Origin of the sequence: Streptomyces sp. NPDC059355 (genome assembly GCF_042752335.1) — a bacterium.
Classification (GTDB): Bacteria; Actinomycetota; Actinomycetes; order Streptomycetales; family Streptomycetaceae; genus Streptomyces.
The window spans coordinates 92842-116048 of record NZ_JBHYXN010000009.1 but is presented as its reverse complement, the minus strand read 5'-3'; the positions used below and the strand labels follow the sequence as shown (position 1 = coordinate 116048).

The window sequence follows — 23207 nt, the reverse complement described above, 5'->3', positions numbered from 1 at the left end:
GGCCCGGGGCGGAGGGAAGGAACAGCAGGACGGGAGGACAGAGTTCCGCCGTCGCTCTTCTACTGATCAGATGATCAAACGGGCGGAAACGTGTCCGTGATGCCCGTACAAGGAGTGGAAGAGCGGTTGGTACTGCACGATCGACTTCGATCCATTGCAGCCCCACCTCCTCCGGCCGGTCCCCCGTGGAGGACGTCCTGTCGTCGGCTGCCCCGAAACAGCTCTTCAAGAGTGTGGCCCCGACCAGCGGCCAACATTATCAGCCGACGGATGGTCAAGACCCGCCCTTTACCCGCCTCATACGAGTTCTATGCTCGCGTCATGGCACAAATTCTGGCTCTCGTCGAAGCCCGGCTGCGCAGCACGCTCGGCGAACCCGACGCCCGCGCCGCCGTCACCTTCCTCGGCACCGACCGCATCGAAGTGCTCCGCTTCGCCGACGGGGACCTCGTGCGGTACGCGACCCTCGGCATGTCCGAGCATCCGATGGCCGACCCGACCGTCGTGGTCGCCGACCCGCTGCGCGGACCGCGCGCCGAGCTCGTGCTGACCGTACGGGCGGGACTCGCGCCCACCGACGAGCTGCTGCGGCCGCTCGCGGTGCTGGGCGCCGCGCCGCAGGTGGAGGGACTGGTCGTGACCCCCGGCGCCTCGCTCGACGTGGGCGCGCCGCTGTGGGGCGGGGCGCCGTTCACCTCCGTGCTCGTCGCCGAGCCCGGCGGGCTGGTGGAGGACCTCGAACTCGACGAGCCCATGGACCCGGTGCACTTCCTCCCGCTGCTGCCGATGACGGCGAACGAGGCGGCGTGGAAGCGGGTGCACGGCGCGGCGGCCCTCCAGGAACGCTGGCTGTCGCACGGCACGGATCTGCGGGATCCTCATCGCAACGCAGTGCCGCTGGACTGAGACACGCGGACCGGGGCATCCGGACGGGTGATCGTGTCTTGACGGGGCGCCGGGCGGGGAGGAGCGTGGCTTCTTATGAGGGGCGAACCAACATGCCCGAAGTGCGGTGGCCGGGTCAGGGCACCCGGGCTCTTCTCCGACTCGTGGCAGTGCGCGGTGCATGGCACGGTGCACCCCCTGCAGCCCGTCATCCCGCCGAGCGTCGAAGGCCTGGGCGTGGTGGTGAACCGGGCGAAGGTGCCGGTGTGGATGCCGTGGCCGCTGCCGGTGGGGTGGCTGTTCACCGGGGTGGCGGCGGCCGGTGACGACCGCAGCGGGGGCCGGGCGACGGCGGTGGCCTGCTCGGGTCCCGGACCGCTCGGCGGGATCGGCGAGCTGCTGCTGGTCGCGGAGGAGTTGGGAGTCGGCCTGGGCTCGCGGTACGCGGGGATCGACGGACCCGACCCCGGCCCGTACATCGACGTCTCGGCGCCGCCGCACGTCAAGGTCGTCGCGGCGGGCCGCCCGACACCGCTGTGGCATGTGAAGGGAGCCCCGGACGACCGGGCCGTGTTCGCCGGCGAGGCGCGCGGGCTGTGGCTGTGGGCCGTCGTCTGGCCGGAGCAGTCGGGCCTGCTGATGTACGACGAACTGGTGCTGACGGACCTGCGGGACGCGGGCGCCGAGGTCGAACTGCTGCCGTGCGGTGCGCTGAGCCCGCGCGTCCTCGGCCCGTAGGAGCCGATCCGCAGGAGTCGGCGCCCGGGAAGTCGGTCCGCGGGGCCCGTTCGGGGCCGAACGGGCCCTGCGCGGGCCCCGCGCGGACTCTCGCGGACGCCGCAGGGGCCGGGCGCCTGCGGCGTGGCGCCCGGACGGCGGGCGGGCGTTATCCTGGGGTGTCCCCCGTACCCGCGAGACCCTGGAGCACCGGCCGTGCGCATCGATCTGCACGCCCACTCCACGGCCTCCGACGGGACCGACAGCCCCGCCGAGCTGGTCCGCAATGCGGCCGCCGCCGGGCTGGACGTGGTCGCGCTGACCGACCACGACACCGTCCGGGGATACGCCGAAGCCCTCGCCGCGCTGCCGCAGGGGCTCACCCTCGTCACCGGCATGGAGCTGTCCTGCCGGCTCGACGGCATCGGGATGCACCTGCTCGCGTACCTCTTCGACCCCGAGGAGCCCGAGCTCGCCCGCGAGCGGGAGCTCGTCCGCGACGACCGCACCCCGCGCGCCCACGCCATGATCGGCAAGCTGCAGGAGCTCGGCGTCGACGTCACCTGGGAGCAGGTGTCCCGGATCGCCGGCAACGGCTCCGTCGGGCGGCCGCACATCGCCACCGCGCTCGTCGAGCTCGGTGTCGTCCCCACCGTGTCCGACGCGTTCACGCCGGACTGGATCGCCGACGGCGGCCGCGCGCACGCCGAGAAGCACGAGCTCGACCCCTTCGACGCCATCCGCCTGGTCAAGGCGGCCGGCGGGGTCACCGTCTTCGCCCACCCCGCCGCCGTCAAGCGCGGCCGGTGCGTCCCCGAGTCCGCGATAGCCGAGCTCGCGTCCGCAGGCCTGGACGGGATCGAGGCGGACCACATGGACCACGACACCGAAACGCGCGGGCGGCTGCGCGCCCTGGCCGGCGAGCTCGGAATCCTCGTGACCGGGTCCAGCGACTACCACGGCAGCCGCAAGACGTGCCGCCTCGGGGAGTACACGACCGACCCCGAGATCTACGGCGAGATCACGCGCCGCGCGACGGGGGCCTTCCCCGTCCCGGGCGCCGGCGGAGCGACCGGCGCGTAACGCGCCGACCGGCGCGCACGCGCGCCGATGCGCCCCTTCTCCCTTTCTTCGAAACACCCCTCTCTCCTGCAAGGCATCACTGTGTTTGATTTCGCCGTCTTCGGATCCCTATTTCTCACGCTTTTTGTGATTATGGACCCCCCGGGGATCACGCCGATCTTCCTCGCCCTGACCTCGGGCCGCCCCGCCAAGGTGCAGCGCCGCATGGCCTGGCAGGCCGTCTGCGTGGCCTTCGGCGTCATCGCCGTCTTCGGCATCTGCGGCCAGCAGATCCTGGACTACCTGCACGTCTCCGTCCCCGCTCTGATGATCGCGGGCGGTCTGCTGCTCCTGCTCATCGCGCTCGACCTGCTCACCGGCAAGAACGACGAGCCCAAGCAGACCAAGGACGTGAACGTCGCCCTCGTGCCGCTCGGCATGCCGCTGCTGGCCGGTCCCGGTGCGATCGTGTCCGTCATCCTCGCCGTGCAGAAGGCGGACGGGGCCGCCGCGCAGGTCTCGGTCTGGCTGGCGATCGTCGCCATGCACCTCGTGCTGTGGACCGCCATGCGCTACTCGCTGGTGATCATCCGGGTCATCAAGGACGGCGGCGTCGTCCTCGTGACGCGCCTCGCCGGCATGATGCTCTCCGCGATCGCAGTCCAGCAGATCATCAACGGCGTGCTCCAGGTCATCCACGCGGCCTGACCGCCGCCCGGCCCGTTCCCGCGTATGCGAACGCCCCCGCACCGATGAGGTGCGGGGGCGTTCGACGTTGTTTTCTCGGCGGTGTCAGGAGGACGCACTCTCGGCCGGTCGGATCAGAATGCGCTGGCCTACGGCGGCCGCCTGCTGCACGATCCGGTTGACGGAGGCCGCGTCCACGACGGTGCTGTCCACGGCGGATCCGTCGACATCGTCCAGGCGCAGAATCTCGAAGCGCATGGGGCTTCTCCCTTCGTCAGTGTTCTCCTTGCACTGTTCCAACGAAGTGTAAGAGGCAAACATTCCCTACGCTAAGGAAATTTTTTCACTCGCTAACTAACCGTGCGGGTGGGCATCCCAGAACGAGGCCAGTGCACCTGCCGTGACCTGCGGATTCTCCGCATTGGGGGAGTGCTCGGCACCCTCCACGACCACCCGGGCCGCACCCAGTCGCCGTGTCATCTCGTCCATCAGCGGGACCGGCCACGCGTAGTCGACCTCGCCGGACAGCACCAGCTTCGGCAGCTCCACGGCGCGGAGCCGGTCCACCCGGTCCGGCTCGGAGACCAGGATCCGGCCCGTGGCGATCAGCTGCTCCGGCACCGTGGCCAGCCACCGCTCGCGCAGGAAGTCCGCGAGCTCGGGGGAGTCGGGCACCGCGTCCTCGGGATCGAAGGACCGCATCGCCGTCCACACGCCCGGCATGTCCTCCCGCATCGCCTCCAGCGCGGCGACCAGCAGCTTCGTACGCTCCCGCTGGTCCTCGGCGATCGCGGCCGGCCCGCTGCTCATCAGGGTCAGGGAGGCGAAGGGGGCCGCGTCGCGCAGTACGGCGGCCCGCGCGATCAGCCCGCCCAGCGAGTGGCCGACCAGGTGGACCGGGCCCCCGTCCACGGCGGCGGCCTGGGCGAGCACGTCCTGCGCCAGCTCCTCCAGTGCGTACGCAGACTCCTCGCGCGGGCCGGGGCTCTCGTGCTGCCCGCGCCCGTCGACCGAGACCACCCGGTACCCGGCGGCGGCCAGGGGCGCCAGGAGGCCGATGAAGTCCTCCTTGCTGCCCGTGAACCCGGGGACCAGCAGGGCGGTGCCGCGGACCGGCTCGCCGGCCTCGTGCACGGCGAACGCTCCGCGGGCGGTGGACAGGAGGTGTGCGCGGGCACCGGACGGCAGCGTGAGGCGGGGCGGCTTGCTCATGGGCCAGAGGCTACCGGCCTTGGGTTACCGGCGCGTAGGGGCGGTGTGCACGGCCCGGATACGCCGGTGGCCCGGCCCCCTCGGAAGGGGACCGGGCCACCGGACGGTGCAGCGGGGATCAGGCTTCCGTGGTCTCCGCGACGGGAGCGGCGGCCTTGCGGGTCCGCGTGCGCTTCGGCTTCGCGGGGGCCTCCTCGGCCACCGGCGCGGCCGGAGCCTCGACGACGGCAGCGGCGGTCTTGCGGGCCCGGGTGCGCTTCGGCTTGACCGCGGCCTCCTCGGCCTCCTCGGCCTCCTCGGCCACCGCGGCCACCGCGGCGGTCTCGGCGACCGGAGCGGCCGCCGCGACCTTGCGGGTCCGGGTGGTGGGAGCGCTGCGTCGGGCCTTCACCGGGGGCTCCACGGGCGGGGCCACCTGGAAGTCCGGCTCCGGGGCCGCGACGACCTTGCGGGTACGGGTCCGGCGGGCCGTGACCACCGTCTCCGCGGCCGGAGCCTCGGCGATCGGGGTCACCTGGGCGAGGACCGGCTTCTGGGTCGGGACCCGGCGGGCCCGGACCGGCTCGGCTTTGACGGGCTCGGCCGTGACCGGCTCGGCCGGTGCGGCCTGCACGAACTCCGGCTCCGCGAAGACCGGGGCCTCCGCGACCTTGCGGGTGCGGGTCCGGCGGGCCTTGACCGGGGCCTCCTCGGCCGGAGCCTCGGCGACCGGGGCGACGGCGACGGGGGCGGCCTCCACGACCGGGGCGACCACGGTGACCGGGGCCGACTCGGCCACGGCGGCGGCCGCGGCGGCCGCCGTCGTCACCGAACGGGTCCGGCGGCGGCGCGGCTTGCGCGCCTCGTCGCCGGCCGTGGCCTCGGAGGCCTCGGCCACCGGCGTCACGGCGGCGACCTCGCCGCCGAGCTCGCTGCCACCACGCGTACGGCGGCGCTGACGCGGGGTGCGCGTACGGGCCTCACGCTCCTCGACCGGGGCGGCGGCGGCCGGACCGCGGTCACCGCGGTCACCGCGACCGCCACGGCCACCGCGGCCGCCGGTCTCGCCCAGGTCCTCGAGCTCCTCGGCCTTCAGGCCGGCCCGCACGCGCTCGGCGCGCGGCAGGATGCCCTTGGTGCCGGCCGGGATGTGCAGCTCCTCGAACAGGTGCGGAGACGTGGAGTACGTCTCGACCGGGTCGTGGAAGTCCAGCTCCAGCGCCTTGTTGATCAGCTGCCAGCGCGGGATGTCGTCCCAGTCGACCAGGGTGACGGCGGTGCCCTTGTTGCCCGCGCGGCCGGTGCGGCCCACGCGGTGCAGGAAGGTCTTCTCGTCTTCCGGCGTCTGGTAGTTGATGACGTGGGTGACGCCCTCGACATCGATGCCGCGCGCGGCGACGTCGGTGCACACCAGCACGTCGACCTTGCCGTTGCGGAACGCGCGCAGCGCCTGCTCGCGCGCGCCCTGGCCCAGGTCGCCGTGGACGGCGCCGGAGGCGAAGCCGCGCTTCTCCAGCTGCTCGGCGATGTCGGCCGCCGTGCGCTTCGTACGGCAGAAGATCATGGCCAGCCCGCGGCCGTCGGCCTGCAGGATGCGGGAGACGAGCTCCGGCTTGTCCATGTTGTGCGCACGGAAGACGTGCTGCTTGATGTTGGCGACGGTGACGCCCTCGCCCTCGGGCGAGGTGGCGCGGATGTGCGTCGGCTGCGTCATGTACCGGCGGGCCAGGCCGATGACCGCGCCCGGCATGGTCGCCGAGAACAGCATCGTCTGACGCTTGGCCGGGAGGTAGTTGATGATCTTCTCGACGTCGGGCAGGAAGCCCAGGTCGAGCATCTCGTCGGCCTCGTCCAGGACGAGGGCCTTGACGTGCGACAGGTCGAGCTTGCGCTGGCCGGCCAGGTCGAGCAGGCGGCCCGGGGTGCCGACGATCACGTCGACGCCCTTCTTGAGCGCCTCGACCTGGGGCTCGTACGCGCGGCCGCCGTATATGGCGAGGACGCGGACGTTGCGGACCTTGCCCGCGGTGAGCAGGTCGTTGGTGACCTGGGTGCACAGCTCGCGCGTCGGGACGACGACGAGGGCCTGCGGGGCGTCGGTGAGCTGCTCGGGCGTTGCCCGGCCGGCCTCGACGTCCGCGGGGACGATGACCCGCTCCAGCAGCGGAAGGCCGAAACCGAGCGTCTTGCCGGTACCGGTCTTGGCCTGGCCGATGACGTCCGTGCCGGAAAGGGCGACGGGGAGGGTCATCTCCTGGATCGGGAAGGGGGACACAATGCCGACGGCCTCAAGGGCTTCGGCCGTCTCGGGAAAGATCCCGAGGTCTCGGAACGTAGTCAGGGTGCTGCCTCTTCTGTGAGACGCGGCGCGAGGCGGCGAGGGGGGTCGTACCGTGCCTGGCTTGCAGTACTGCGCCCCTCCGGAGATCGGAAGAGCCATTACTAAGCTGCGCGGGACCACTGGCCTTCGCTCAAGCGCTTGTGCCGCTGAGGGGGCCCCTCGTGGAGAGGCGGTACGCATGAACGTACGCATCACGCCGAGGGCGGTCGGGTGGAGCCGATCGGGCCACCGACCGGGCATCCTCATTCGGATGGCCCGCCGAGTATCCGGCAGGCGCATTACCACTGTACCCCGGAATCGCGCAGGTGTGTCGGGTGAATTCACCTGGTAGTCGCGTTTAGGCAGACCACCGGTGACCCGATGCGGTGCCTGTGGCGGGGTTCCGGCGGGCTATTGTGCGGAGCATGTCGACCGTTGAAAACGCATCGCCCTCCGACGACAGCGCCGGCGCCGAGGCGACCGGGATCGCTGCCCAGGACTGGGCGACCGCCTCCGCCTCGCCGCAGTACCGGGCAGCCGTCGTGGACCTGCTGGGAGCGCTCGCGTACGGAGAGCTCGCGGCCTTCGAGCGCCTCGCGGAGGACGCGAAGCTCGCGCCCACCCTCGACGACAAGGCCGAGCTCGCGAAGATGGCCTCCGCGGAGTTCCACCACTTCGAGCGGCTGCGCGACCGCCTCGCGGCGATCGACGCCGAGCCCACCGCGGCCATGGAGCCCTTCGCGAAGGGCGTCGACGACTTCCACCGCCAGACCGCGCCCTCGGACTGGCTGGAGGGCCTGGTCAAGGCGTACGTCGGCGACTCCATCGCCAGCGACTTCTACCGCGAGGTCGCCACCCACCTGGACAGCGACACCCGCGCCCTCGTCGTGAGCGTGCTCGACGACACGGGTCACGGCGGCTTCGCCGTCGAGAAGGTGCGCGCCGCCATCGACGCCGATCCGCGCTGCGGCGGCCGGCTCGCGCTGTGGGCCCGCCGGCTGATGGGCGAGGCGCTCTCGCAGGCGCAGCGCGTGGTCGCCGAGCGCGACGCGCTCTCCACGATGCTGGTGGGCGGCGTGGACGGGATGGCGGCCGGCTTCGACCTGGCGGCCGTCGGCGAGATGTTCACCCGGATCACCAAGGCGCACACCAAGCGCATGGCCGCACTGGGCCTCGCCGCCTGATCGTTCTACCCGCTCGTACGCCGGCCCCGGCGCGGAATCCCGCGCCGGGGCCGGCGTACGAGGTGACGGAGTGCGGACGATCCGGATCAGGTCGGCCGGAGGACCGGTCAGCCCTGCGACGGGAGTGAAAACGGAGTCCGGCGCGATGAGCGCCGGGGTCCCGCGCCGGGGCGCAGCAGCAGCGACAGCACCACCGCGGAGACCAGCACCGAGCCGACCAGGGTCGCGAAGAGCGTGTTGTGTCCCGGACCGAGCGCGAACTGTGTCAGGTACGCCCCGAAGAGGGCCCCCAGGACCCCGCTGACCAGCACCGTCCTCCGGGACGGCAGCCGCAGGGCCAGCACTCGCAGGGCCGCTCCGGCAAGGGCGAGGCCCAGGAGGGCGGAGCCGAGCGCTTCCAACAGCAGCATGGGGGTCTCCCGCAGGTCAGGGGCAAACCGGTTCACTGCGGTCCTACCCGAAGCGGAGGAAAGGGAAACGGCCCGGTGGAATCAACCACCGGGCCGTTTCACCCAGTTCTGCCGAATGCCGGTCGCGATGCGTCAGAGCGCGCCGAAACCGACCTTGCGGACGCTCGGCTCGCCCAGGTCGATGTACGACAGGCGGTCGGCCGGCACCAGGACCTTGCGGCCCTTGTTGTCGGTGAGGCTCAGCAGCGGCTCCGAACCGGTCAGCGCGGCGGTGACGATGCGCTCCAGCTCCTCGGCGCTCAAGTCGCTCTCCAGCACGATCTCCCGGGGTGCGTGCTGCACGCCGATCTTGACCTCCACGGCTTTGTCCCTCCGATGGTCGGTTGTGCGCGATCAGCCGCGCCGTACCCGGTCCACATTAGCCCGGAGAGGGGACCCGGATGCGGCGCTCCGGACACGCTCGCAGCGAACATCGGGCCTGGCGGCCGCCCGGCGGCCGCCAGGGCGTCCGGTCAGGCCTGCGGGGCCTGGCCGCCCTCCGTGCCGTGCAGCGGGAAGCCGGCGATGCCGCGCCAGGCCAGCGAGGTCAGCAGGCCCACCGCGGTGTCGCGGGCGACCGGGCTCTCGCTGGAGAGCCAGTACCGGGCCACGACCTGCGAGACCCCGCCCAGGCCCACGGCCAGCAGCATCGACTCGTCCTTGGACAGGCCGGTGTCCTCGGCGATGACGTCGGAGATGGCCTCGGCGCACTGGAGCGAGACGCGGTCGACGCGCTCGCGCACCGCGGGCTCGTTCGTCAGGTCGGACTCGAAGACCAGCCGGAAGGCGCCGCCCTCGTCCTCCACGTACGCGAAGTAGGCGTCCATGGTGGCGGCCACGCGCAGCTTGTTGTCCGTCGTCGACGCGAGCGCCGTGCGCACGGCGAGCAGCAGGGCCTCGCAGTGCTGGTCCAGCAGCGCCAGGTAGAGGTCGAGCTTGCCCGGGAAGTGCTGGTAGAGCACGGGCTTGCTGACGCCGGCCCGCTCCGCGATGTCGTCCATCGCCGCCGCGTGGTAACCCTGCGCGACGAAGACCTCCTGGGCCGCGCCCAGCAGCTGGTTGCGCCGGGCTCGGCGCGGCAGTCGCGTGCCCCGGGGACGCGCTGCCTCCGTCTGCTCGATGGCTGTCACGCCGCCTCCCACTTTCTCTAAGAACACAGTGCGCTCTGCGCCGCGCGGCCATCGTACTTTTCGGTAACCGAATCTGTAGGGTCCAAGCGGAGTTTTCTCGCTGTGCGGACCGTGTACGGACTGCCCGGAGACGCTGGTCAGCGGTAGTCGTCCTCGTCCAGGGTCACCACCCGCGCCTGCTCGGCGGCGTCCCCGTCCGCGGCCTCGTCGCGGTCCACCCCGGTGACCCGGTCGTCGTCGTCCGGCTGCAACTCGGCCAGCTGTTCCGCCGCATCGGCCTCGGGCGCCTCGGTGTCGAGGGTCTCCGGGAAGCGCTCCTGGAAGGTTTCCGGCTCTGCGGGGTCGACGGTCATGTGGCTCCCCTTCTTCCCTCGCCCCTCGTGGGCCTGCCGCATCTGTGGCCTGCCTCATCTATGAGCGTAGGAGGATCGCGAATACCCCGCTACGTGGATCCCCATGCATCTGTGATGTCGAACACAAGAGTCCGGACGTGATCGTCTCGTAACATTGGCGGCATGTCTTCGACCGAGCTGCCGGGTGTGCGATCCGCATCCGAAGCGTTCTCCCAGGTGGGAGCCGTCCACGTCGCCGAGGGGGAGCAGCTGCGCCTCGCGGTGCTGCCCGGACTGGAGCTCGCCGTCCGGTCCCGGCCCCCGCTGCGCACGGGTCTGCCGCCCGCGCTGTTCGTCCACGGACTCGGCGGTTCGTCGACGAACTGGACGGACCTCATGGCACAGCTGGAGGACAGCGTCGACGGGGAGGCGCTCGACCTGCCCGGCTTCGGCTGGTCCCCGCCGCCCGCCGACCGCGACTACTCGGTCACGGCGCTGGCCCGCGCCGTCATCCGGCACCTCGACGCCGCCGGCCGCGGCCCCGTCCACCTCTTCGGGAACTCCCTCGGCGGAGCCGTCTCCACCCGCGTCGCGGCCGTCCGCCCCGACCTGGTGCGCACGCTGACGCTGATCTCGCCCGCGCTGCCCGAGCTGCGCGTGCAGAAGTCGGCCGTCCCCACCGCACTGCTCGCCGTACCCGGGATGGCCTCGCTGTTCGGCCGGCTCACCAGCGGGCTGAGCGCCGAGGAACGCACCCGAGGGGTGACGGCCCTCTGTTACGGGGACCCCTCCCGGGTGACACCGGAGGGCTTCGCGCACGCCGTCGCGGAGATGGAGCGGCGGATGGCCCTGCCGTACTTCTGGGACGCGATGACCCGCTCCTCGCGCGGCATCGTCGACGCGTACACCCTCGGCGGGCAGCACGGACTGTGGCGCCAGGCGCAGCGGGTGCTCGCCCCGACACTGCTTGTCTACGGCGGCCGGGACCAGTTGGTCTCGTACCGTATGGCGCAGAAGGCGGCGGCGGCCTTCCGGGGCTCGCGGCTGCTGACCCTGCCCGAGGCCGGGCACGTGGCGATGATGGAGTACCCCGGGGTGGTGGCGCAGGCCTTCCGGGAGCTGTTGCACGACACCGACCCGGACGCGCCCGGCACGCCGGGCATCCGAGATACCGAAGACGGCAGAGGCTGAGGACCGTGGGACGACATAGTCGCAAGGGGCCCGCTCCGGCCCCCGCCCCCGTCCGTCCGGCGCCCGCGCCGCAGGCGGAACCCGGGGCGGCCCCGTACGAGGAGCGGCCGCCGTACGCGGAGCGGACTTCGCACGAGGAGCGGTCCGTCTTCGAGGAGCGCCGCCCGTACGAGGGGCAGCGCGGGTCCGCGGACGCGTACCGGCCGTACGAGGAGCACCGGCCGCACGAGGAGCAGTGGCCCTCCGGCGGGTACCCCGCGTACGAGGAGCCGCGCGGCGGCCACCCCGAGCAGCGCGAGCCGGGCGGCGCCTGGGGCGCGGGGTCCGACACGGTGTACGGGGACTGGAGCGGCGTACCGCGGTCACGCGGCTCCGCGAACACCGCGCCGGCCGCCGCCGTGCCGGACACCGACACCCCCGCCTTCGGCACCCCCGCGGTCGGCTTCCCGCAGGTGACCCTCCCGCAGCCCGCCGCCGACCCCTCGACCTCCACCGGCTCGCACCCGCGGGTGCCGGGGCCGCGCGCGCCGATGGCCGCCCCGGTCTCGACCCCGGCCGCTCCCGCGGCGCCGGCCGAACCGCTCGCGCCCGCCGAGTCCGCCGCTCCCGCCGAGGAGCCGCCCGGCCCCGGGCGCGGCCGGAAGGTCCGTGCGTACACCGGGATGGCCGTGGCGGCCGTCACCACCGCGCTCGCCGTCGTCGTGGCCGTACAGATGGCTTCCGACGGCGACAGCGGCTCCTCGCCCACCGCGAGCTCCGCCGGCGGCGCCCAGAAGCGCGCCGAGCCCGGCACGTCCGCCGCCTCCCGCTCCGACGGCCGGGCGACCCCGGCGGCGCCCGCCGCCCCGGCCGCGCCCGCGGTGGAGCTGTCGTACGAGCAGAAGATGGCCCAGCAGTTCCCCATCGACGAGAAGCTGAAGGGGCCGGGCACCTTCGACACCGTTCCCGGGGTGGCGCCGGCGCCCGGCAAGGGCAAGAAGATCCGCTACCGGGTCGACGTCGAGCAGGGGCTCGGCCTGGACGCGCAGCTGTTCGCCGAAGCCGTCCACCGCACCCTCAACGACGACCGCAGCTGGGGCCACGGCGGGACGAAGACCTTCGAGCGGGTGCCGGGCGGCGAGGCCGACTTCGTCATCACGCTGGCCAGCCCCGGCACCACCGGCGTGTGGTGCGCCAAGTCCGATCTGGACACCACCGTCGACAACGTCAGCTGTGACTCCGCCTCCACGGACCGGGTCATGATCAACGCGTTCCGCTGGGCGCAGGGCTCGACGACGTACGGCGCGGACCAGATGTTCACGTACCGGCAGATGCTCATCAACCACGAGGTGGGCCACCGGCTCGGGCACGGGCACGTGAACTGCCAGACCCCGGGCGCGCTCGCGCCGATCATGCAGCAGCAGACGAAGTCCCTCAACATCGGCGGAATTCAGTGCAAGCCCAACCCCTGGGTGTTCCCCGGGAGTTGACCGGCAGGAGGTGGTGAGCGGCGGAATGCCGCGTTGACAACTTGTCCGATGATCGGTAATTGTTCTCCGCATGTCGCACCACCACACCACCATCGCGAGCGCCGCCATTGAGCTGGCGCTGCTCGGTGTGACCGCGCACAGCGTGGCCGACATCCTCTGTCGCTGACGCCCGCCCGATCGCGCCGCGACTTCTCCTTCTTCCTTCCTTCGCCGCGCCCGGGTGCATCCATGCCCGCAGGTGCGGCTTTCTCATTCCACCCGCATGCGGCCACATACAGGCCGCTGCCGGTTTCCGACTGCTGACCGCTGCCCCTCGCGTGGCCCTTTCCTCCCTTTTGTTCGGTTCCTGAAGCCGAGCGATCCGCGATTCACGCCGAGAGGTCCCTTTTCCCATGCTCCGTCAGTCCCAGACATCGCGCCGCGTGGCCGCGGTCGCCGTCAGCCTCGTCCTGGCCGGGGGCGCCGCGGCGTGCGGGCCCAAGGGTGCGGCGGACCAGTCCGGCGCCAAGTCCGGCGCCGCCGGCGGCGCCCCGCAGAAGGGCGGCACCCTGACCGTCCTCAACTCCGAGCCGCAGAGCGACTTCGACCCGGCCCGCCTCTACACCTCCGGCGGCGGCAACGTCCCCTCGCTGGTCTTCCGGACGCTCACCACCCGCAACCGCGAGGACGGCGCCGCCGGCACCAAGGTCGTGCCCGACCTGGCCACCGACACCGGCAGGCCCAACGCCGACGCCACCGAGTGGACGTACACGCTCAAGGACGGGCTGACGTACGAGGACGGCACCCCGATCACCACCGCCGACATCAAGTACGGCATCGAGCGGTCCTTCGCCGCCGAGCTGTCGGGCGGCGCCCCGTACCTGCGGGACTGGCTGGTCGGCGGGGAGACCTACGAGGGCCCGTACAAGGACGGCGGCAAGGGGCTCGACTCGATCCTCGTGCCCGACGCGAAGACGATCACCTTCAAACTGCGCAAGCCCGAGGGCGAGTTCCCCTTCGTGGCGACCCAGACCCAGTTCGCCCCCGTTCCCAAGGCCAAGGACACCGGGGTGAAGTACGAGGAGCACCCCGTCTCCTCAGGCCCGTACAAGGTCGTCAAGAACGAGAACGACGGCGAGCACCTCACCCTGGAGCGCAACGGGAACTGGGACCCGAAGACCGACGAGGAGCGCAAGGCCTACCCGGACCGCATCGACGTCCGCTCCGGGCTCGACGCCGCGGTCATCAACCAGCGGCTGTCCACCAGCTCGGGCGCCGACGCCGCGGCGATCACCACCGACACCAACCTCGGGCCCGCCGAGCTCGCGCAGATCGGCAGCGACAAGGAGCTGGAGGGACGCGTCGGCACCGGCCACTTCGGCTACGTCAACTACCTCGCCTTCAACCCGAAGGCGGCCCCCTTCGACAACCCGAAGGTGCGCCAGGCCATCTCCTACGCGATCAACCGCACCAGCGTCGTCAACGCGGCCGGCGGCTCCGCCCTCGCCGAGCCGGCCACCACCTTCCTGCCCGAGCAGAAGGCCTTCGGCCACACCCCGTACGACCACTTCCCGGCGGGCAAGGCGGGCGACCCGGCCAAGGCCAGGGAGCTGCTGAAGGAAGCCGGCTTCCCGGACGGGCTGAGCATCACCCTGACGCACTCCACCGCGCAGAACCGGCAGACCAGCCCCGAGGTCGCGACCGCCGTGCAGCAGGCGCTCGCCGCCGCCGGGATCACCGTCAAGCTGGAGGGCCTGGAGAACAACGCCTTCAACGAGAAGCGCTGGGACGCCAAGAACACCCCCGGCTTCTTCCTCTCCCGCTGGGGCGCCGACTGGCCCTCCGGCGGCCCCTTCCTCGCGCCGATCTTCGACGGCCGGCAGATCGTCACCAACGGCACCAACTACAACCACGCCCAGCTGAACGACCCGGCCGTCAACGCCGAGATCGACGAGATCGCCAAGCTGACCGACCTCGGCGAGGCGGGCAAGCGCTGGGGCGCGCTCGACAAGAAGATCGGTGAGCAGGCCCTCGACGTGCCGCTCTTCCACCCGGTCTACAAGCGGCTGGTCGGCAAGGACGTCAAGAACGTCGTCATCAGCGACTGGACCGGCGTCCTCGACATCTCGCAGGTCTCCGTCAAGTGACCGTCACCCTGCAGCAGCCTGCCGCGCCGTCCGCGCCCGGGGCCCCCGCCCCGGGCGCGGGCGCCGCGCGCCAGGTCTGGCGGCGGCTGCGCCGGCGGCCCTCGGCCGCCACGGCCGCCGCCGTCCTCGCGCTCCTCGTCCTCCTCGCCCTCGCGGCACCCCTCTTCGCCGGGCTGACCGGCCAGGACCCGAACGCGTACCACGACGATCTCGTGGACTCGGCGCGCGGCGGCGTCCCGCTCGGCTCCCTCGGCGGGATCTCCGCCGACCACTGGCTCGGCGTCGAACCCGGCACCGGCCGCGACCTGTTCGTCCGGCTGCTGTACGGGGCCCGGATCTCCCTGCTCGTCGCGCTCGGCGCCACCGCCGTGCAGATCCTCGTCGGAGTCGCCGCCGGACTCGCCGCCGCCCTCGGCAACCGCTTCACGGGACACCTCATCGGCCGGCTCACCGACGTGATGATCGCCCTGCCCATGCTGGTGCTGGGCATCGCCCTGACCGCCGTCGTCCCGGCCGACTTCCCCCGGACCCTGCTGCTGATCCTCGTCATCGGACTGCTCAGCTGGGGCGGCACCGCCCGGATGGTCCGCGCCCAGACCCTGGCCCTGCAGGGCCAGGACTTCGTCGCCGCCGCCCGGCTGTCCGGCAACGGCACCCTGCGCATCGCGCGCCGCGAACTGCTGCCGTCCCTGGCCGCGCCCGTCATCACGTACGCGGCGATCCAGGTCCCCGCCAACATCGTCGCCGAGGCCTCGCTGTCCTTCCTCGGCGTGGGCGTGAAGCCGCCCACCCCCTCCTGGGGGCAGATGCTCTCCAGCGCCCAGACCTGGTTCCGCGCCGACCCCCTGTACGTCCTGCTCCCGGCCGGACTGCTCTTCGTCACCGTGCTCGCCTCCACCGTGCTCGGCGACGCCGTCCGCACCGCCCTCGACCCGCGCGAAGGCTCCCGCCTGCGGATCGGCACCGGAAAGGAGGCCGCGGCGTGACTCGCTTCGCGCTGGGCCGGATCGGCGGCGCGCTCTTCGTGCTGCTCGCCCTCTCCGTCACCGTCTACCTCCTCTTCTACGTCGCCCCCGGCGACCCCGCCCGGCTCGCCTGCGGGGAGCGCTGCAATCCGGCGCAGGTCGCCCAGGTGCGCGAACAGCTCGGCCTGAACGACCCGGTGGTCGTCCAGTACCTGCAGTTCCTCCAGGGGCTGTTCACCGGCCGGGACTACTCGGGCGGCGCCGGGCTGGTGCTGCACTGCGACGCGCCCTGCCTCGGGTTCTCGTACCAGAACGACCAGCAGGTCACCGGCCTGCTGCTCGACCGGCTGCCGGCCACCCTGTCCCTGGCTCTCGGCGCCCTCGTCATCTGGCTCTTCGTCGGCGTCGGCACCGGACTGCTGTCCGCGCTGCGCCGCGGGGGACCGACCGAGCGGATCCTGACCGTGCTGACCCTGGCCGGGACCGGGACGCCCGTGTTCATCCTCGGGCTGCTGCTGCTCATGGCGGTCTGCGCGTACCTGCAGTGGCTGCCCTTCCCGACGTACGTGCCGCTGGGCGAGGACCCCGAGCAGTGGGCCTGGAACATGCTGCTGCCCTGGATCACGCTCGGCGTCTTCGAGAGCGCCAAGTACGCCCGGCTCACCCGCAGCTCCACCCTGGAGACGCTCGCCGAGGACCACATCCGCACCTTCCGCGCCTACGGGGTGGGGGAGCGGGCGATCGTCACCCGGCACGCGGTGCGCGGAGCGGTCGCCCCGGTGATCGCTCTCAGCGCCGTGGACTTCGGGACGATGATCGGCGGCGCGGTGCTCACCGAGTCGCTGTTCGGGATCCCCGGCCTCGGCAAGACGCTGATCGACGGCGTGCGGGTCGTGGACCTGCCCGTGGTGGTCGGCGTCGTCCTGGCCATCGGCACGGCCGTGGTCCTCGCGGGCGCCGTGGCCGACCTGCTGTACGCCCTCGCCGACCGAAGGGTGGCGCTGACATGAGCCGGACGCTGGTGGAGGTCACCGGTCTCGCGGTCGACTTCCCGGTCGACGGGCCCGCCGGCGGACCGCGGGAGTACGTACGGGCCGTCGACGGGGTCTCGTTCACCCTGGAACCGGGCGCCGCGCTGGGCATCGTCGGCGAGTCCGGAAGCGGCAAGTCCACCGTCGCCGCGGCCCTGCTGGGACTGCACCGCGGGACCGGGGCCCGGCTCGGCGGCTCGGTCCGGGTCGGCGGCACCGACGTCGGCGCGGCCTCGGCCGCGGAACTGCGCGCGCTGCGCGGGGGCACCGCCGCCATGGTCTTCCAGGACCCGCTCAGCTCCCTCGACCCGTACTACGCCGTCGGCGACCAGATCGCCGAGGTGTACCGGGTCCACGCGGACGCCTCGCGGCGCGCCGCGAGGGCCCGGGCGGTCGAGGTGCTGGACCGGGTGGGCATCCCCGACGCGGTGCGCCGCGCGCGGGCGAGGCCGCACGAGTTCAGCGGCGGCATGCGGCAGCGCGCGCTGATCGCCATGGCGCTGGCGTGCGAACCCCGGCTGCTGATCGCCGACGAGCCGACCACCGCCCTCGACGTCACCGTGCAGGCCCAGATCCTGGAGCTGCTGCACGGGCTGCGCGAGGAGCGCGGGCTCGCCCTGTTGCTGGTCACGCACGATGTCGGCGTGGCGGCGCACAGCGTGGACGAGCTGCTGGTCATGCGAGACGGCGCCGCCGTGGAACGCGGCCCCGTGGGGCAGGTCCTGACCGCGCCCTCGGACCCGTACACCCGGGGCCTGCTGGCGGCCGTGCCCAGGCTCGACACCCCGCGGCCGCGGCGGGGGGCCGCCCCGGTGGCGGGCCCCGAGGCGGGCGTGCCCGTCGTCGAAGCCGTCTCGCTGCGGCGGGAGTTCGGGCGGGGCAAGCGGCGCGTCGCCGCCGTCGGCGGGGTCTCGCTCTCCGTACGGGCGGGGGAGACGCTGGGCATCGTGGGGGAGAGCGGCAGCGGCAAGAGCACCCTGGGGCGGATGCTCGTGGGCCTGCTGGAGCCCGGCTCCGGACAGGTCCGCCACGACGGCCGGGCGACCGCGGGCGTGGTCCCCGGAGTCCAGATGGTGTTCCAGGACCCGGCGTCCTCCCTCAACCCGCGCCGTTCCGTCGGGGAATCCATCGCCGACCCGCTGCGCGCGGCGGGGGAGCGCGACGAGGCCGCGATCCGGGCCCGGGTCGGGGAACTCCTGGTCCGTGTCGGGCTGGAGGCCGGGCACCACGACCGCTACCCGCACGAGTTCAGCGGCGGCCAGCGCCAGCGCGTCGGCATCGCCCGGGCCCTGGCGCCGCGGCCGCGGCTGATCGTCTGCGACGAGCCCGTCTCCGCGCTCGACGTGACCACGCAGGCGCAGGTCACTGCCCTGCTGGCCGAGCTGCAGCGGGAGCTCGGGATCGCGCTGGTCTTCATCGCGCACGACCTCGCCGTGGTCCGGCAGGTCAGCGACCGGGTCGCCGTCATGCGGGGCGGCCTGGTCGTCGAGGAGGGACCGGTCGACGAGGTGTACGACCGTCCCCGGCACGCGTACACCCGGCAACTGCTCGCCGCCGTACCGGCTCCGGGAGGCGCGGGGGCAGACACCGGGGGCGCCTGAGGTACGAGGGCCGCAGGCCCTTTCTAGCGCGCTCGAACGCGGACCGTGGGCGAAAGTTACGACTCTTCACCCCTTCCGGTGGCGCGACGGACAACCGTCCGTCGCGTCATCGGCATATCCGCTTGAGTTTCCCGCGGCGGGTCACCGGACCACGGAGACCGCCTGAACGGGAGATCGGGGGTGCCACTCGTGCGGATCGGACTGCTCACGGAAGGTGGTTATCCGTATGCGACGGGAGAAGCGCGGCTGTGGTGCGACCGGCTGGTCCGCGGGCTGCCGCAGCACGAGTTCGAGCTCTACGCGCTGAGCCGCAGCGCAGAGCAGGAAGAACGCGGCCGGGTCGTCCTCCCCGAGCACGTCACCCGCGTCTGGACCGCCCCGCTCTGGGCCCCGGCGGACGACGGGCGCACGTACTCCCGGCGTGAGCGCCGGCGCTTCGCCGACAGCTTCAAGGAGCTGGTCCGCGGGATCTGCGCGGGCGAGCCGGAGCCCGAGCCCTTCGCCGCAGGACTGTACGGACTGGCCGAACTCGCCCGCGAACAGGGCGGGTTGTACGCGGCCCTGCGCTCCGAGACCGCGGTGCGGGCGGTGGAGTCCGGCTGCCGGGCCCCCGGCGCGCGCCGCTCCGTACAGCGCGCCCAGGTGGCCGACCTCCTCGACTTCGTCGACGAACTGGAGCGGCTGCTGCGGCCGTTGTCCCTCGACTGGTACGAGGACCTGCGCGAGGTCGACGTCTGCCACGCGGCGGCGGGCGGGATCGCGGCGCTCCCCGGCCTGCTGGCCAAACGCTTCTTCGGGGTTCCGCTGCTGGTGACCGAGTACGGGGTCCAGCTCCGGGCCCACTACCTGGAGCACGCGGCGGACCCCTCGGCCGCCACGGGCACCGGCGGGCGGGGGGCCCCGCCGAGACCCGCCGTACGGGCCCTGCTCGCGGCCTTCCACATGCGGCTGGCCTCCGAGATCTATGCCGAGGCCGACCTCCTCACCCCCGGCAACGCGCACGCCCGGCGCTGGCAGGAGCGCTGCGGCGCCACCCGCGACCGGCTGCGGACGGTGTACCCGGGGATGGAGGCGGACCGATTCGCCACCGTCGGCGAGGACCCCGGCTGCGGGGACCCCGACACCCTGGTCTGGGTCGGCCGGATAGAGCCCGCCAAGGACCTGATCGCCCTGCTGCACGCCTTCGCCGAGGTGCGCCGGGCCGCGCCCGGCACCCGGCTGCGGATCTTCGCGACCGCCGTGGTCCCCGGCTACCTCGCCGACTGCCGCTCGCTCGCCGCGCAGCTCTTCCCCGACGAGGCCGCCGACGCCGTCACGGTCGGGGAGAACCCCGTCACCTTCGAGGAGATCGGCGGCCCCGAGGCCCCGACGCCGGCTCACGCGTACGGCTCGGGACGGGTGGTCGTGCTGTCCTCGGTGATCGAGGGCTTCCCGATCACGCTCGCCGAGGCGATGCTCTGCGGCCGGGCCACCGTCTCCACCGACGTCGGCGCCGTGTGCGAGGTCATCGGCGGTACGGGTCTGGTCGTCCCGCCGCGCAATCCGCGGGCGCTGGCCGACGCCTGCCTGTCGCTGCTGCGGGATCCCGAACGGGCCCTGCGGCTGGGCGCTGCCGCCCGGGCACGGGCCCTGGAGCTGTTCACCGTCGAGCAGAACGTGGCCGCCTTCCGGGAGATCTACCTCCAGCTGCTGGCCCGCGGCCGGGCCCGGGCGGAGGGCGGGGTCCCGTTCGAACAGCCCCTGGAGGCGCGGGTCCCGGGGCACTGGACGAGCCCGACGTGGGCGGAGCCGGCGGCGGACCGGTCAGGGGGCCCTGCTTCGGCCGGCGCTTCGGCTCCTGCTGTTCCTGCTCCTGGTCCTGCTCCTGCCGCTCCTGCTGCTGCCGTTCCTCCTTCTCCTTCTGCTTCTGCCGCCGCTGCCGCCACGGCCCCGGCGCCGGGCGCGGCTTCGGCGACGGCCCCGGGCGCCGTGGCCGCGAAGACCCCGAGTACCACCACCAACACGGCCACGGAGGCGACCGTATGACCCTGGACGAAGCCGCCCCCGTCGCCCCGGCCCCCCGCCGCAGGGCCGCCGGGGACCCCGTCAAGACGCTGCTGCACCACCACCGGGCGCTCTGCGAGCGGGCCGTGGACCCGCTGGAGATCGCCGCCGGGCTGGAGGTACAGGGCATCACCGACCGCACCGCCGCGCGCTTCCGGCACCGGGACGTGTTCTCGCTCGCCGAGGAGCTCTATGCCCGCACCCCGCGCGGGGACGAGCCGGTCGCGCCCTGCGTCGCCCGGCCCCGCGACGCCCGGGCCTTGCGGGGCTTCGGGTACGCCGTGCTCCCCGGGGCCCTCGCGCTCGGGGCGAGCGCGGCCGGGCTGCCGTTCGCGGGCCCCGTCGCCGTGCTCGCCGCCGTCGCCGCCCTGGTGTGGCCCGCCGGGCCCGGGCGGCCCGCCGCCGGCCGGTTCCCGTACGCCGTGCTGCTGCTCGCCGCGGCCGTCGTGGGCTGGGCGGTGTACCGCGACGGCACCGCGCTCGGGGGCGGCCTCGCCCTGGCCGCGGCCCCCGGGCATCTGGTCGGCGCCGTGTTCGCCGCCCGTGCCCGGAGCCGGCTCGCCGGGAGCCGGGCCCTGGAGGAATTCGCCGACCGGGCCCGGCCGCTGCTCGTCGCGGCCGTCCTGGCCTTCGGCGCGGCCGCCGCGGGGGCGGCCGCGCTCGCCGGGACCCCGCTCGGCGTCGCCGTGCCGCTCGCCGTGCTGCTGTTCCTGACCCGCCTGCTGCTCGGGCACGGGGCTCCGCGCGGGCCCGTCGCCGCAGCCCTGGCCCTCGCCCTGGTCCCGACCCCGCCGGCGGTGTCCGCCGCCGCGGCGGTGCTCCTCGTACACGCCGTCCTCGCGCTGTCCCGGGCGTCCGCGCACGCCCGGCCCTGAGCCCGGCCGCCGCGTCCCCCCTTTCCGCCGCCGCTCTTCGGAGCCGTACCCACCCCTACCCCCACCACCCCCGACCCCCGCCCATCGACCAAGGAGACACAGGATGACCGGCCAGCCAACCAACCAAGGGGCCGCGCGATGAGGGTGCTGCTGATCGGAGCCAACGGATACCTCGGCCGCTACGTCGCCGACCGGCTGCTCGCCGACCCCGCCGTCCAGCTCACCGCGCTCGGCCGCGGCGACGACGCGGACGTCCGCTTCGACCTCGCCACCGGCAGCCCCGGCGCCCTCACCCGCTTCCTCGACGCCGTCCACCCCGGCGTCGTCATCAACTGCGCCGGGGCCACCCGCGGCGGGGCCCGGGAGCTGACCCGGCACAACACCGTCGCCGTGGCCACCATCTGCGAATCCCTGCGCCGCAGCGGCTGCGGGGCCCGTCTCGTCCAGCTCGGCTGCGCCGCCGAGTACGGGCCCAGCCAGCCCGGTTCGTCCACGGCCGAGGACGCCGTGCCGAGACCTGGTGGCCCGTACGGCGTCAGCAAGCTGGCAGCCACCGAGCTGGTGCTCGGGTCGGGGCTGGACGCGGTCGTCCTGCGGATCTTCTCGCCCGTCGGGCCCGGCACCCCCGCCGGATCCCCGCTCGGCCGGCTCGCCGAGGCCATGCGCCGCGCGATGCAGAACGGGGACGGCGAGCTCAAGCTCAGCGGGCTCGGCGTGCAGCGCGACTTCGTGGACGTACGGGACGTGGCGCGGGCCGTGCACGCCGCCTCGCTCTCCGCCGCCCAGGGCGTCGTCAACATCGGCACCGGGCGCGCGGTCCGGCTGCGCGACGCGGCCGCGGTGCTGGCCAGGGTCGCCGGATACGGAGGCGCCCTGCACGAGCTGGACGTACCGCAGCAGGGCCAGCTCGGGCCGGGACACGGCCAGGGCCACGGTCACGGACCGGGCCACGGGCACGGGCTCGGGCTCGGGCTCGGCCACCAGGGCGGCGGCCGGCCGGGGCTCGCCGCCATCGGCTCCCCGCGCTCCGAGGCGACGGCCGAGCAGCTCGCAGGCGGCTCCGTGACGCCCCCGTACCCCGACGGCTGCGGCGCCTGGCAGCAGGCCGACGTGCGCACGGCCCGGGACCGGCTGGGCTGGCGGCCCCGGATCAACCTGGAGGAGTCCCTCGCCGACATCTGGATGGAGGCGGCGTGCCGCATCTGACGACCGCGGCCACGGCGGCCGCCGCGACGGATGCGGGCCGCCTCGGCCTCGGCGCCCCCGGATACGCGCACCCGCTGCTCGCGCCGGTCGAGTGGGCCGAACTGACCCGGCCCGGAACCCCGCTGCACTGGACGGTGCTCAACGTCACGGACGGGCCGGGCGGCCGGCCCGATCCGCACTGCACCGAGGCTGCGGGCAAGCTCCGGGAGGCCGGCGGGACCGTACTCGGCCATCTCGCGATGCGAGACGGATCCCGCTCGTTCGGCGAGCTGGTCTCCGACGCCCACCGCTTCCTCGACTGGTACCGGGTCGGAGGTTTCTACCTGGCCGACGTCCCGGCGGACCGGGCCGAGCTGGCCGCCGTGCGCCGGGTCACCGACGCCCTGCGCGGCCTCGGCGAGGACCTCCGTATCGTGCTGGGACACGGCACGCACCCGTACGAGGGCTATGCGGAAGCCGCCGACCAACTGGTCACCTTCTCCGGGGCGTGGGCCGACTACCGGTGGTCGCAGGTGGCGGAGTGGACCGCCGAGCACCCGCCCGAGCGCTTCTGCCACCTGGTCCACGGGGTGCCGCAGACGCATCTGGAGGAGGCGGTGCGGATCGCCCGCTGGCAGGGCGCCGGCACGATCTGGTTCACCGACCGGGGCGGGGCCGGAGGCCGCGATCCGTGGGCCTCGCTGCCCGCGTACTGGGACGAAATCGTCTCGCGGATCGGACCGGGTGTCTCGGAATGAAGAAGG

General features: G+C 73.4%; 23 protein-coding genes. 16 read left to right on the top strand and 7 right to left on the bottom strand.

Going from position 1 to position 23207, the window contains the following annotated elements:
* Positions 1-321: 321 nt before the first annotated feature.
* The 4 genes from ACFXGI_RS11555 to ACFXGI_RS11540 all read left to right on the top strand — a co-directional run bounded on the left by ACFXGI_RS11555 (position 322) and on the right by ACFXGI_RS11540 (position 3372).
* Complete coding sequence (locus tag ACFXGI_RS11555) at positions 322-906, top strand: suppressor of fused domain protein (protein ID WP_384705209.1); 585 nt, start codon at positions 322-324, stop codon at positions 904-906.
* A 75-nt stretch (positions 907-981) separates the two neighbouring features.
* A complete protein-coding gene (locus tag ACFXGI_RS11550; RefSeq protein WP_384705208.1) occupies positions 982-1623 on the top strand; it encodes a DUF6758 family protein in 642 nt (213 codons plus the stop codon).
* A gap of 195 nt (positions 1624-1818) precedes the next feature.
* Positions 1819-2685 carry a PHP domain-containing protein gene (locus tag ACFXGI_RS11545; RefSeq protein WP_384705207.1) on the top strand — a complete coding sequence of 289 codons (867 nt, stop codon included), beginning with the start codon at positions 1819-1821 and terminating at the stop codon, positions 2683-2685.
* A gap of 81 nt (positions 2686-2766) precedes the next feature.
* Complete coding sequence (locus ACFXGI_RS11540) at positions 2767-3372, top strand: MarC family protein (RefSeq protein WP_384705206.1); 606 nt, start codon at positions 2767-2769, stop codon at positions 3370-3372.
* An 84-nt stretch (positions 3373-3456) separates the two neighbouring features.
* On the opposite strand, the gene ACFXGI_RS11535 is transcribed toward ACFXGI_RS11540, so the two are convergent.
* From ACFXGI_RS11535 to ACFXGI_RS11525, 3 genes are all read right to left on the bottom strand, one after another.
* Positions 3457-3609: a hypothetical protein gene (locus tag ACFXGI_RS11535; RefSeq protein ID WP_166663124.1), complete on the bottom strand. Its 153-nt coding sequence runs from the start codon at positions 3607-3609 to the stop codon at positions 3457-3459.
* Positions 3610-3705: 96 nt separating this feature from the next.
* On the bottom strand, positions 3706-4563 hold the full coding sequence (locus ACFXGI_RS11530) for an alpha/beta fold hydrolase (RefSeq protein ID WP_384705205.1): 858 nt from the start codon (positions 4561-4563) through the stop codon (positions 3706-3708).
* 118 nt (positions 4564-4681) lie between these two features.
* On the bottom strand, positions 4682-6982 hold the full coding sequence (locus tag ACFXGI_RS11525; RefSeq protein WP_384705204.1) for a DEAD/DEAH box helicase: 2301 nt from the start codon (positions 6980-6982) through the stop codon (positions 4682-4684).
* Between the two features lie 305 nt (positions 6983-7287).
* Between ACFXGI_RS11525 and ACFXGI_RS11520 the strand changes: the two genes are divergently transcribed.
* The gene (locus ACFXGI_RS11520; RefSeq protein ID WP_384705203.1) at positions 7288-8046 is read left to right on the top strand and encodes a ferritin-like fold-containing protein; all 759 of its coding nucleotides are present in this window, start codon (positions 7288-7290) and stop codon (positions 8044-8046) included.
* Between the two features lie 107 nt (positions 8047-8153).
* Here the strand turns inward: ACFXGI_RS11520 and ACFXGI_RS11515 are convergent, their stop codons facing one another.
* From ACFXGI_RS11515 to ACFXGI_RS11500, 4 genes are all read right to left on the bottom strand, one after another.
* Positions 8154-8456 (bottom strand): hypothetical protein, encoded by a 303-nt coding sequence (locus ACFXGI_RS11515; protein ID WP_384705202.1) that lies wholly within the window; start codon positions 8454-8456, stop codon positions 8154-8156.
* 132 nt (positions 8457-8588) lie between these two features.
* The gene (locus ACFXGI_RS11510; protein ID WP_030868281.1) at positions 8589-8816 is read right to left on the bottom strand and encodes a DUF3107 domain-containing protein; all 228 of its coding nucleotides are present in this window, start codon (positions 8814-8816) and stop codon (positions 8589-8591) included.
* A 152-nt stretch (positions 8817-8968) separates the two neighbouring features.
* A complete protein-coding gene (locus ACFXGI_RS11505) occupies positions 8969-9625 on the bottom strand; it encodes a TetR/AcrR family transcriptional regulator (protein ID WP_030153469.1) in 657 nt (218 codons plus the stop codon).
* Positions 9626-9762: 137 nt separating this feature from the next.
* Positions 9763-9978, bottom strand: a complete 216-nt coding sequence (locus ACFXGI_RS11500) for a hypothetical protein (protein ID WP_030868279.1) — start codon at positions 9976-9978, stop codon at positions 9763-9765.
* 162 nt (positions 9979-10140) lie between these two features.
* On the opposite strand from ACFXGI_RS11500, the gene ACFXGI_RS11495 reads away from it, so the two are divergent.
* From ACFXGI_RS11495 to ACFXGI_RS11445, 11 genes are all read left to right on the top strand, one after another.
* Entirely contained in the window at positions 10141-11148 is a 1008-nt protein-coding gene (locus ACFXGI_RS11495; protein WP_384705201.1) for an alpha/beta fold hydrolase, read from the top strand.
* Positions 11149-11153: 5 nt separating this feature from the next.
* On the top strand, positions 11154-12617 hold the full coding sequence (locus tag ACFXGI_RS11490) for a DUF3152 domain-containing protein (RefSeq protein WP_384705200.1): 1464 nt from the start codon (positions 11154-11156) through the stop codon (positions 12615-12617).
* Between the two features lie 70 nt (positions 12618-12687).
* Entirely contained in the window at positions 12688-12783 is a 96-nt protein-coding gene (locus tag ACFXGI_RS11485; protein WP_383493200.1) for an Ms4533A family Cys-rich leader peptide, read from the top strand.
* A gap of 226 nt (positions 12784-13009) precedes the next feature.
* A complete protein-coding gene (locus tag ACFXGI_RS11480) occupies positions 13010-14743 on the top strand; it encodes an ABC transporter substrate-binding protein (RefSeq protein ID WP_384705199.1) in 1734 nt (577 codons plus the stop codon).
* A complete protein-coding gene (locus ACFXGI_RS11475) occupies positions 14740-15729 on the top strand; it encodes an ABC transporter permease (protein WP_384705198.1) in 990 nt (329 codons plus the stop codon). The genes ACFXGI_RS11480 and ACFXGI_RS11475 overlap by 4 nt, the downstream gene beginning before the upstream one ends.
* Positions 15726-16718, top strand: a complete 993-nt coding sequence (locus tag ACFXGI_RS11470; RefSeq protein WP_384705197.1) for an ABC transporter permease — start codon at positions 15726-15728, stop codon at positions 16716-16718. The genes ACFXGI_RS11475 and ACFXGI_RS11470 overlap by 4 nt, the downstream gene beginning before the upstream one ends.
* Positions 16715-18340, top strand: a complete 1626-nt coding sequence (locus tag ACFXGI_RS11465) for a dipeptide ABC transporter ATP-binding protein (RefSeq protein ID WP_384705196.1) — start codon at positions 16715-16717, stop codon at positions 18338-18340. The genes ACFXGI_RS11470 and ACFXGI_RS11465 overlap by 4 nt, the downstream gene beginning before the upstream one ends.
* Before the next feature lie 189 nt (positions 18341-18529).
* Positions 18530-20365 (top strand): GT4 family glycosyltransferase PelF, encoded by a 1836-nt coding sequence (gene pelF / locus ACFXGI_RS11460; protein ID WP_384705301.1) that lies wholly within the window; start codon positions 18530-18532, stop codon positions 20363-20365.
* Positions 20362-21258 (top strand): hypothetical protein, encoded by an 897-nt coding sequence (locus tag ACFXGI_RS11455; RefSeq protein ID WP_384705195.1) that lies wholly within the window; start codon positions 20362-20364, stop codon positions 21256-21258. Before pelF ends, ACFXGI_RS11455 begins: the two co-directional genes overlap by 4 nt.
* 138 nt (positions 21259-21396) lie before the next feature.
* The gene (locus tag ACFXGI_RS11450; RefSeq protein WP_384705194.1) at positions 21397-22464 is read left to right on the top strand and encodes an NAD-dependent epimerase/dehydratase family protein; all 1068 of its coding nucleotides are present in this window, start codon (positions 21397-21399) and stop codon (positions 22462-22464) included.
* The gene (locus ACFXGI_RS11445; RefSeq protein WP_384705193.1) at positions 22452-23201 is read left to right on the top strand and encodes a spherulation-specific family 4 protein; all 750 of its coding nucleotides are present in this window, start codon (positions 22452-22454) and stop codon (positions 23199-23201) included. The genes ACFXGI_RS11450 and ACFXGI_RS11445 overlap by 13 nt, the downstream gene beginning before the upstream one ends.
* Positions 23202-23207 lie beyond the last annotated feature (6 nt).

Coding starts and splice junctions, on each gene's coding strand:
- ACFXGI_RS11495 (WP_384705201.1), top strand. CDS start 10,141: ATGTCTTCGACCGAGCTGCCGGGTGTGCGATCCGCATCCGAAGCGTTC.
- ACFXGI_RS11535 (WP_166663124.1), bottom strand. CDS start 3,609: ATGCGCTTCGAGATTCTGCGCCTGGACGATGTCGACGGATCCGCCGTG.
- ACFXGI_RS11550 (WP_384705208.1), top strand. CDS start 982: ATGAGGGGCGAACCAACATGCCCGAAGTGCGGTGGCCGGGTCAGGGCA.
- ACFXGI_RS11525 (WP_384705204.1), bottom strand. CDS start 6,982: ATGGCTCTTCCGATCTCCGGAGGGGCGCAGTACTGCAAGCCAGGCACG.
- ACFXGI_RS11455 (WP_384705195.1), top strand. CDS start 20,362: ATGACCCTGGACGAAGCCGCCCCCGTCGCCCCGGCCCCCCGCCGCAGG.
- ACFXGI_RS11450 (WP_384705194.1), top strand. CDS start 21,397: ATGAGGGTGCTGCTGATCGGAGCCAACGGATACCTCGGCCGCTACGTC.
- ACFXGI_RS11485 (WP_383493200.1), top strand. CDS start 12,688: ATGTCGCACCACCACACCACCATCGCGAGCGCCGCCATTGAGCTGGCG.
- ACFXGI_RS11555 (WP_384705209.1), top strand. CDS start 322: ATGGCACAAATTCTGGCTCTCGTCGAAGCCCGGCTGCGCAGCACGCTC.
- ACFXGI_RS11465 (WP_384705196.1), top strand. CDS start 16,715: ATGAGCCGGACGCTGGTGGAGGTCACCGGTCTCGCGGTCGACTTCCCG.
- ACFXGI_RS11530 (WP_384705205.1), bottom strand. CDS start 4,563: ATGAGCAAGCCGCCCCGCCTCACGCTGCCGTCCGGTGCCCGCGCACAC.
- ACFXGI_RS11515 (WP_384705202.1), bottom strand. CDS start 8,456: ATGCTGCTGTTGGAAGCGCTCGGCTCCGCCCTCCTGGGCCTCGCCCTT.
- ACFXGI_RS11520 (WP_384705203.1), top strand. CDS start 7,288: ATGTCGACCGTTGAAAACGCATCGCCCTCCGACGACAGCGCCGGCGCC.
- ACFXGI_RS11500 (WP_030868279.1), bottom strand. CDS start 9,978: ATGACCGTCGACCCCGCAGAGCCGGAAACCTTCCAGGAGCGCTTCCCG.
- ACFXGI_RS11480 (WP_384705199.1), top strand. CDS start 13,010: ATGCTCCGTCAGTCCCAGACATCGCGCCGCGTGGCCGCGGTCGCCGTC.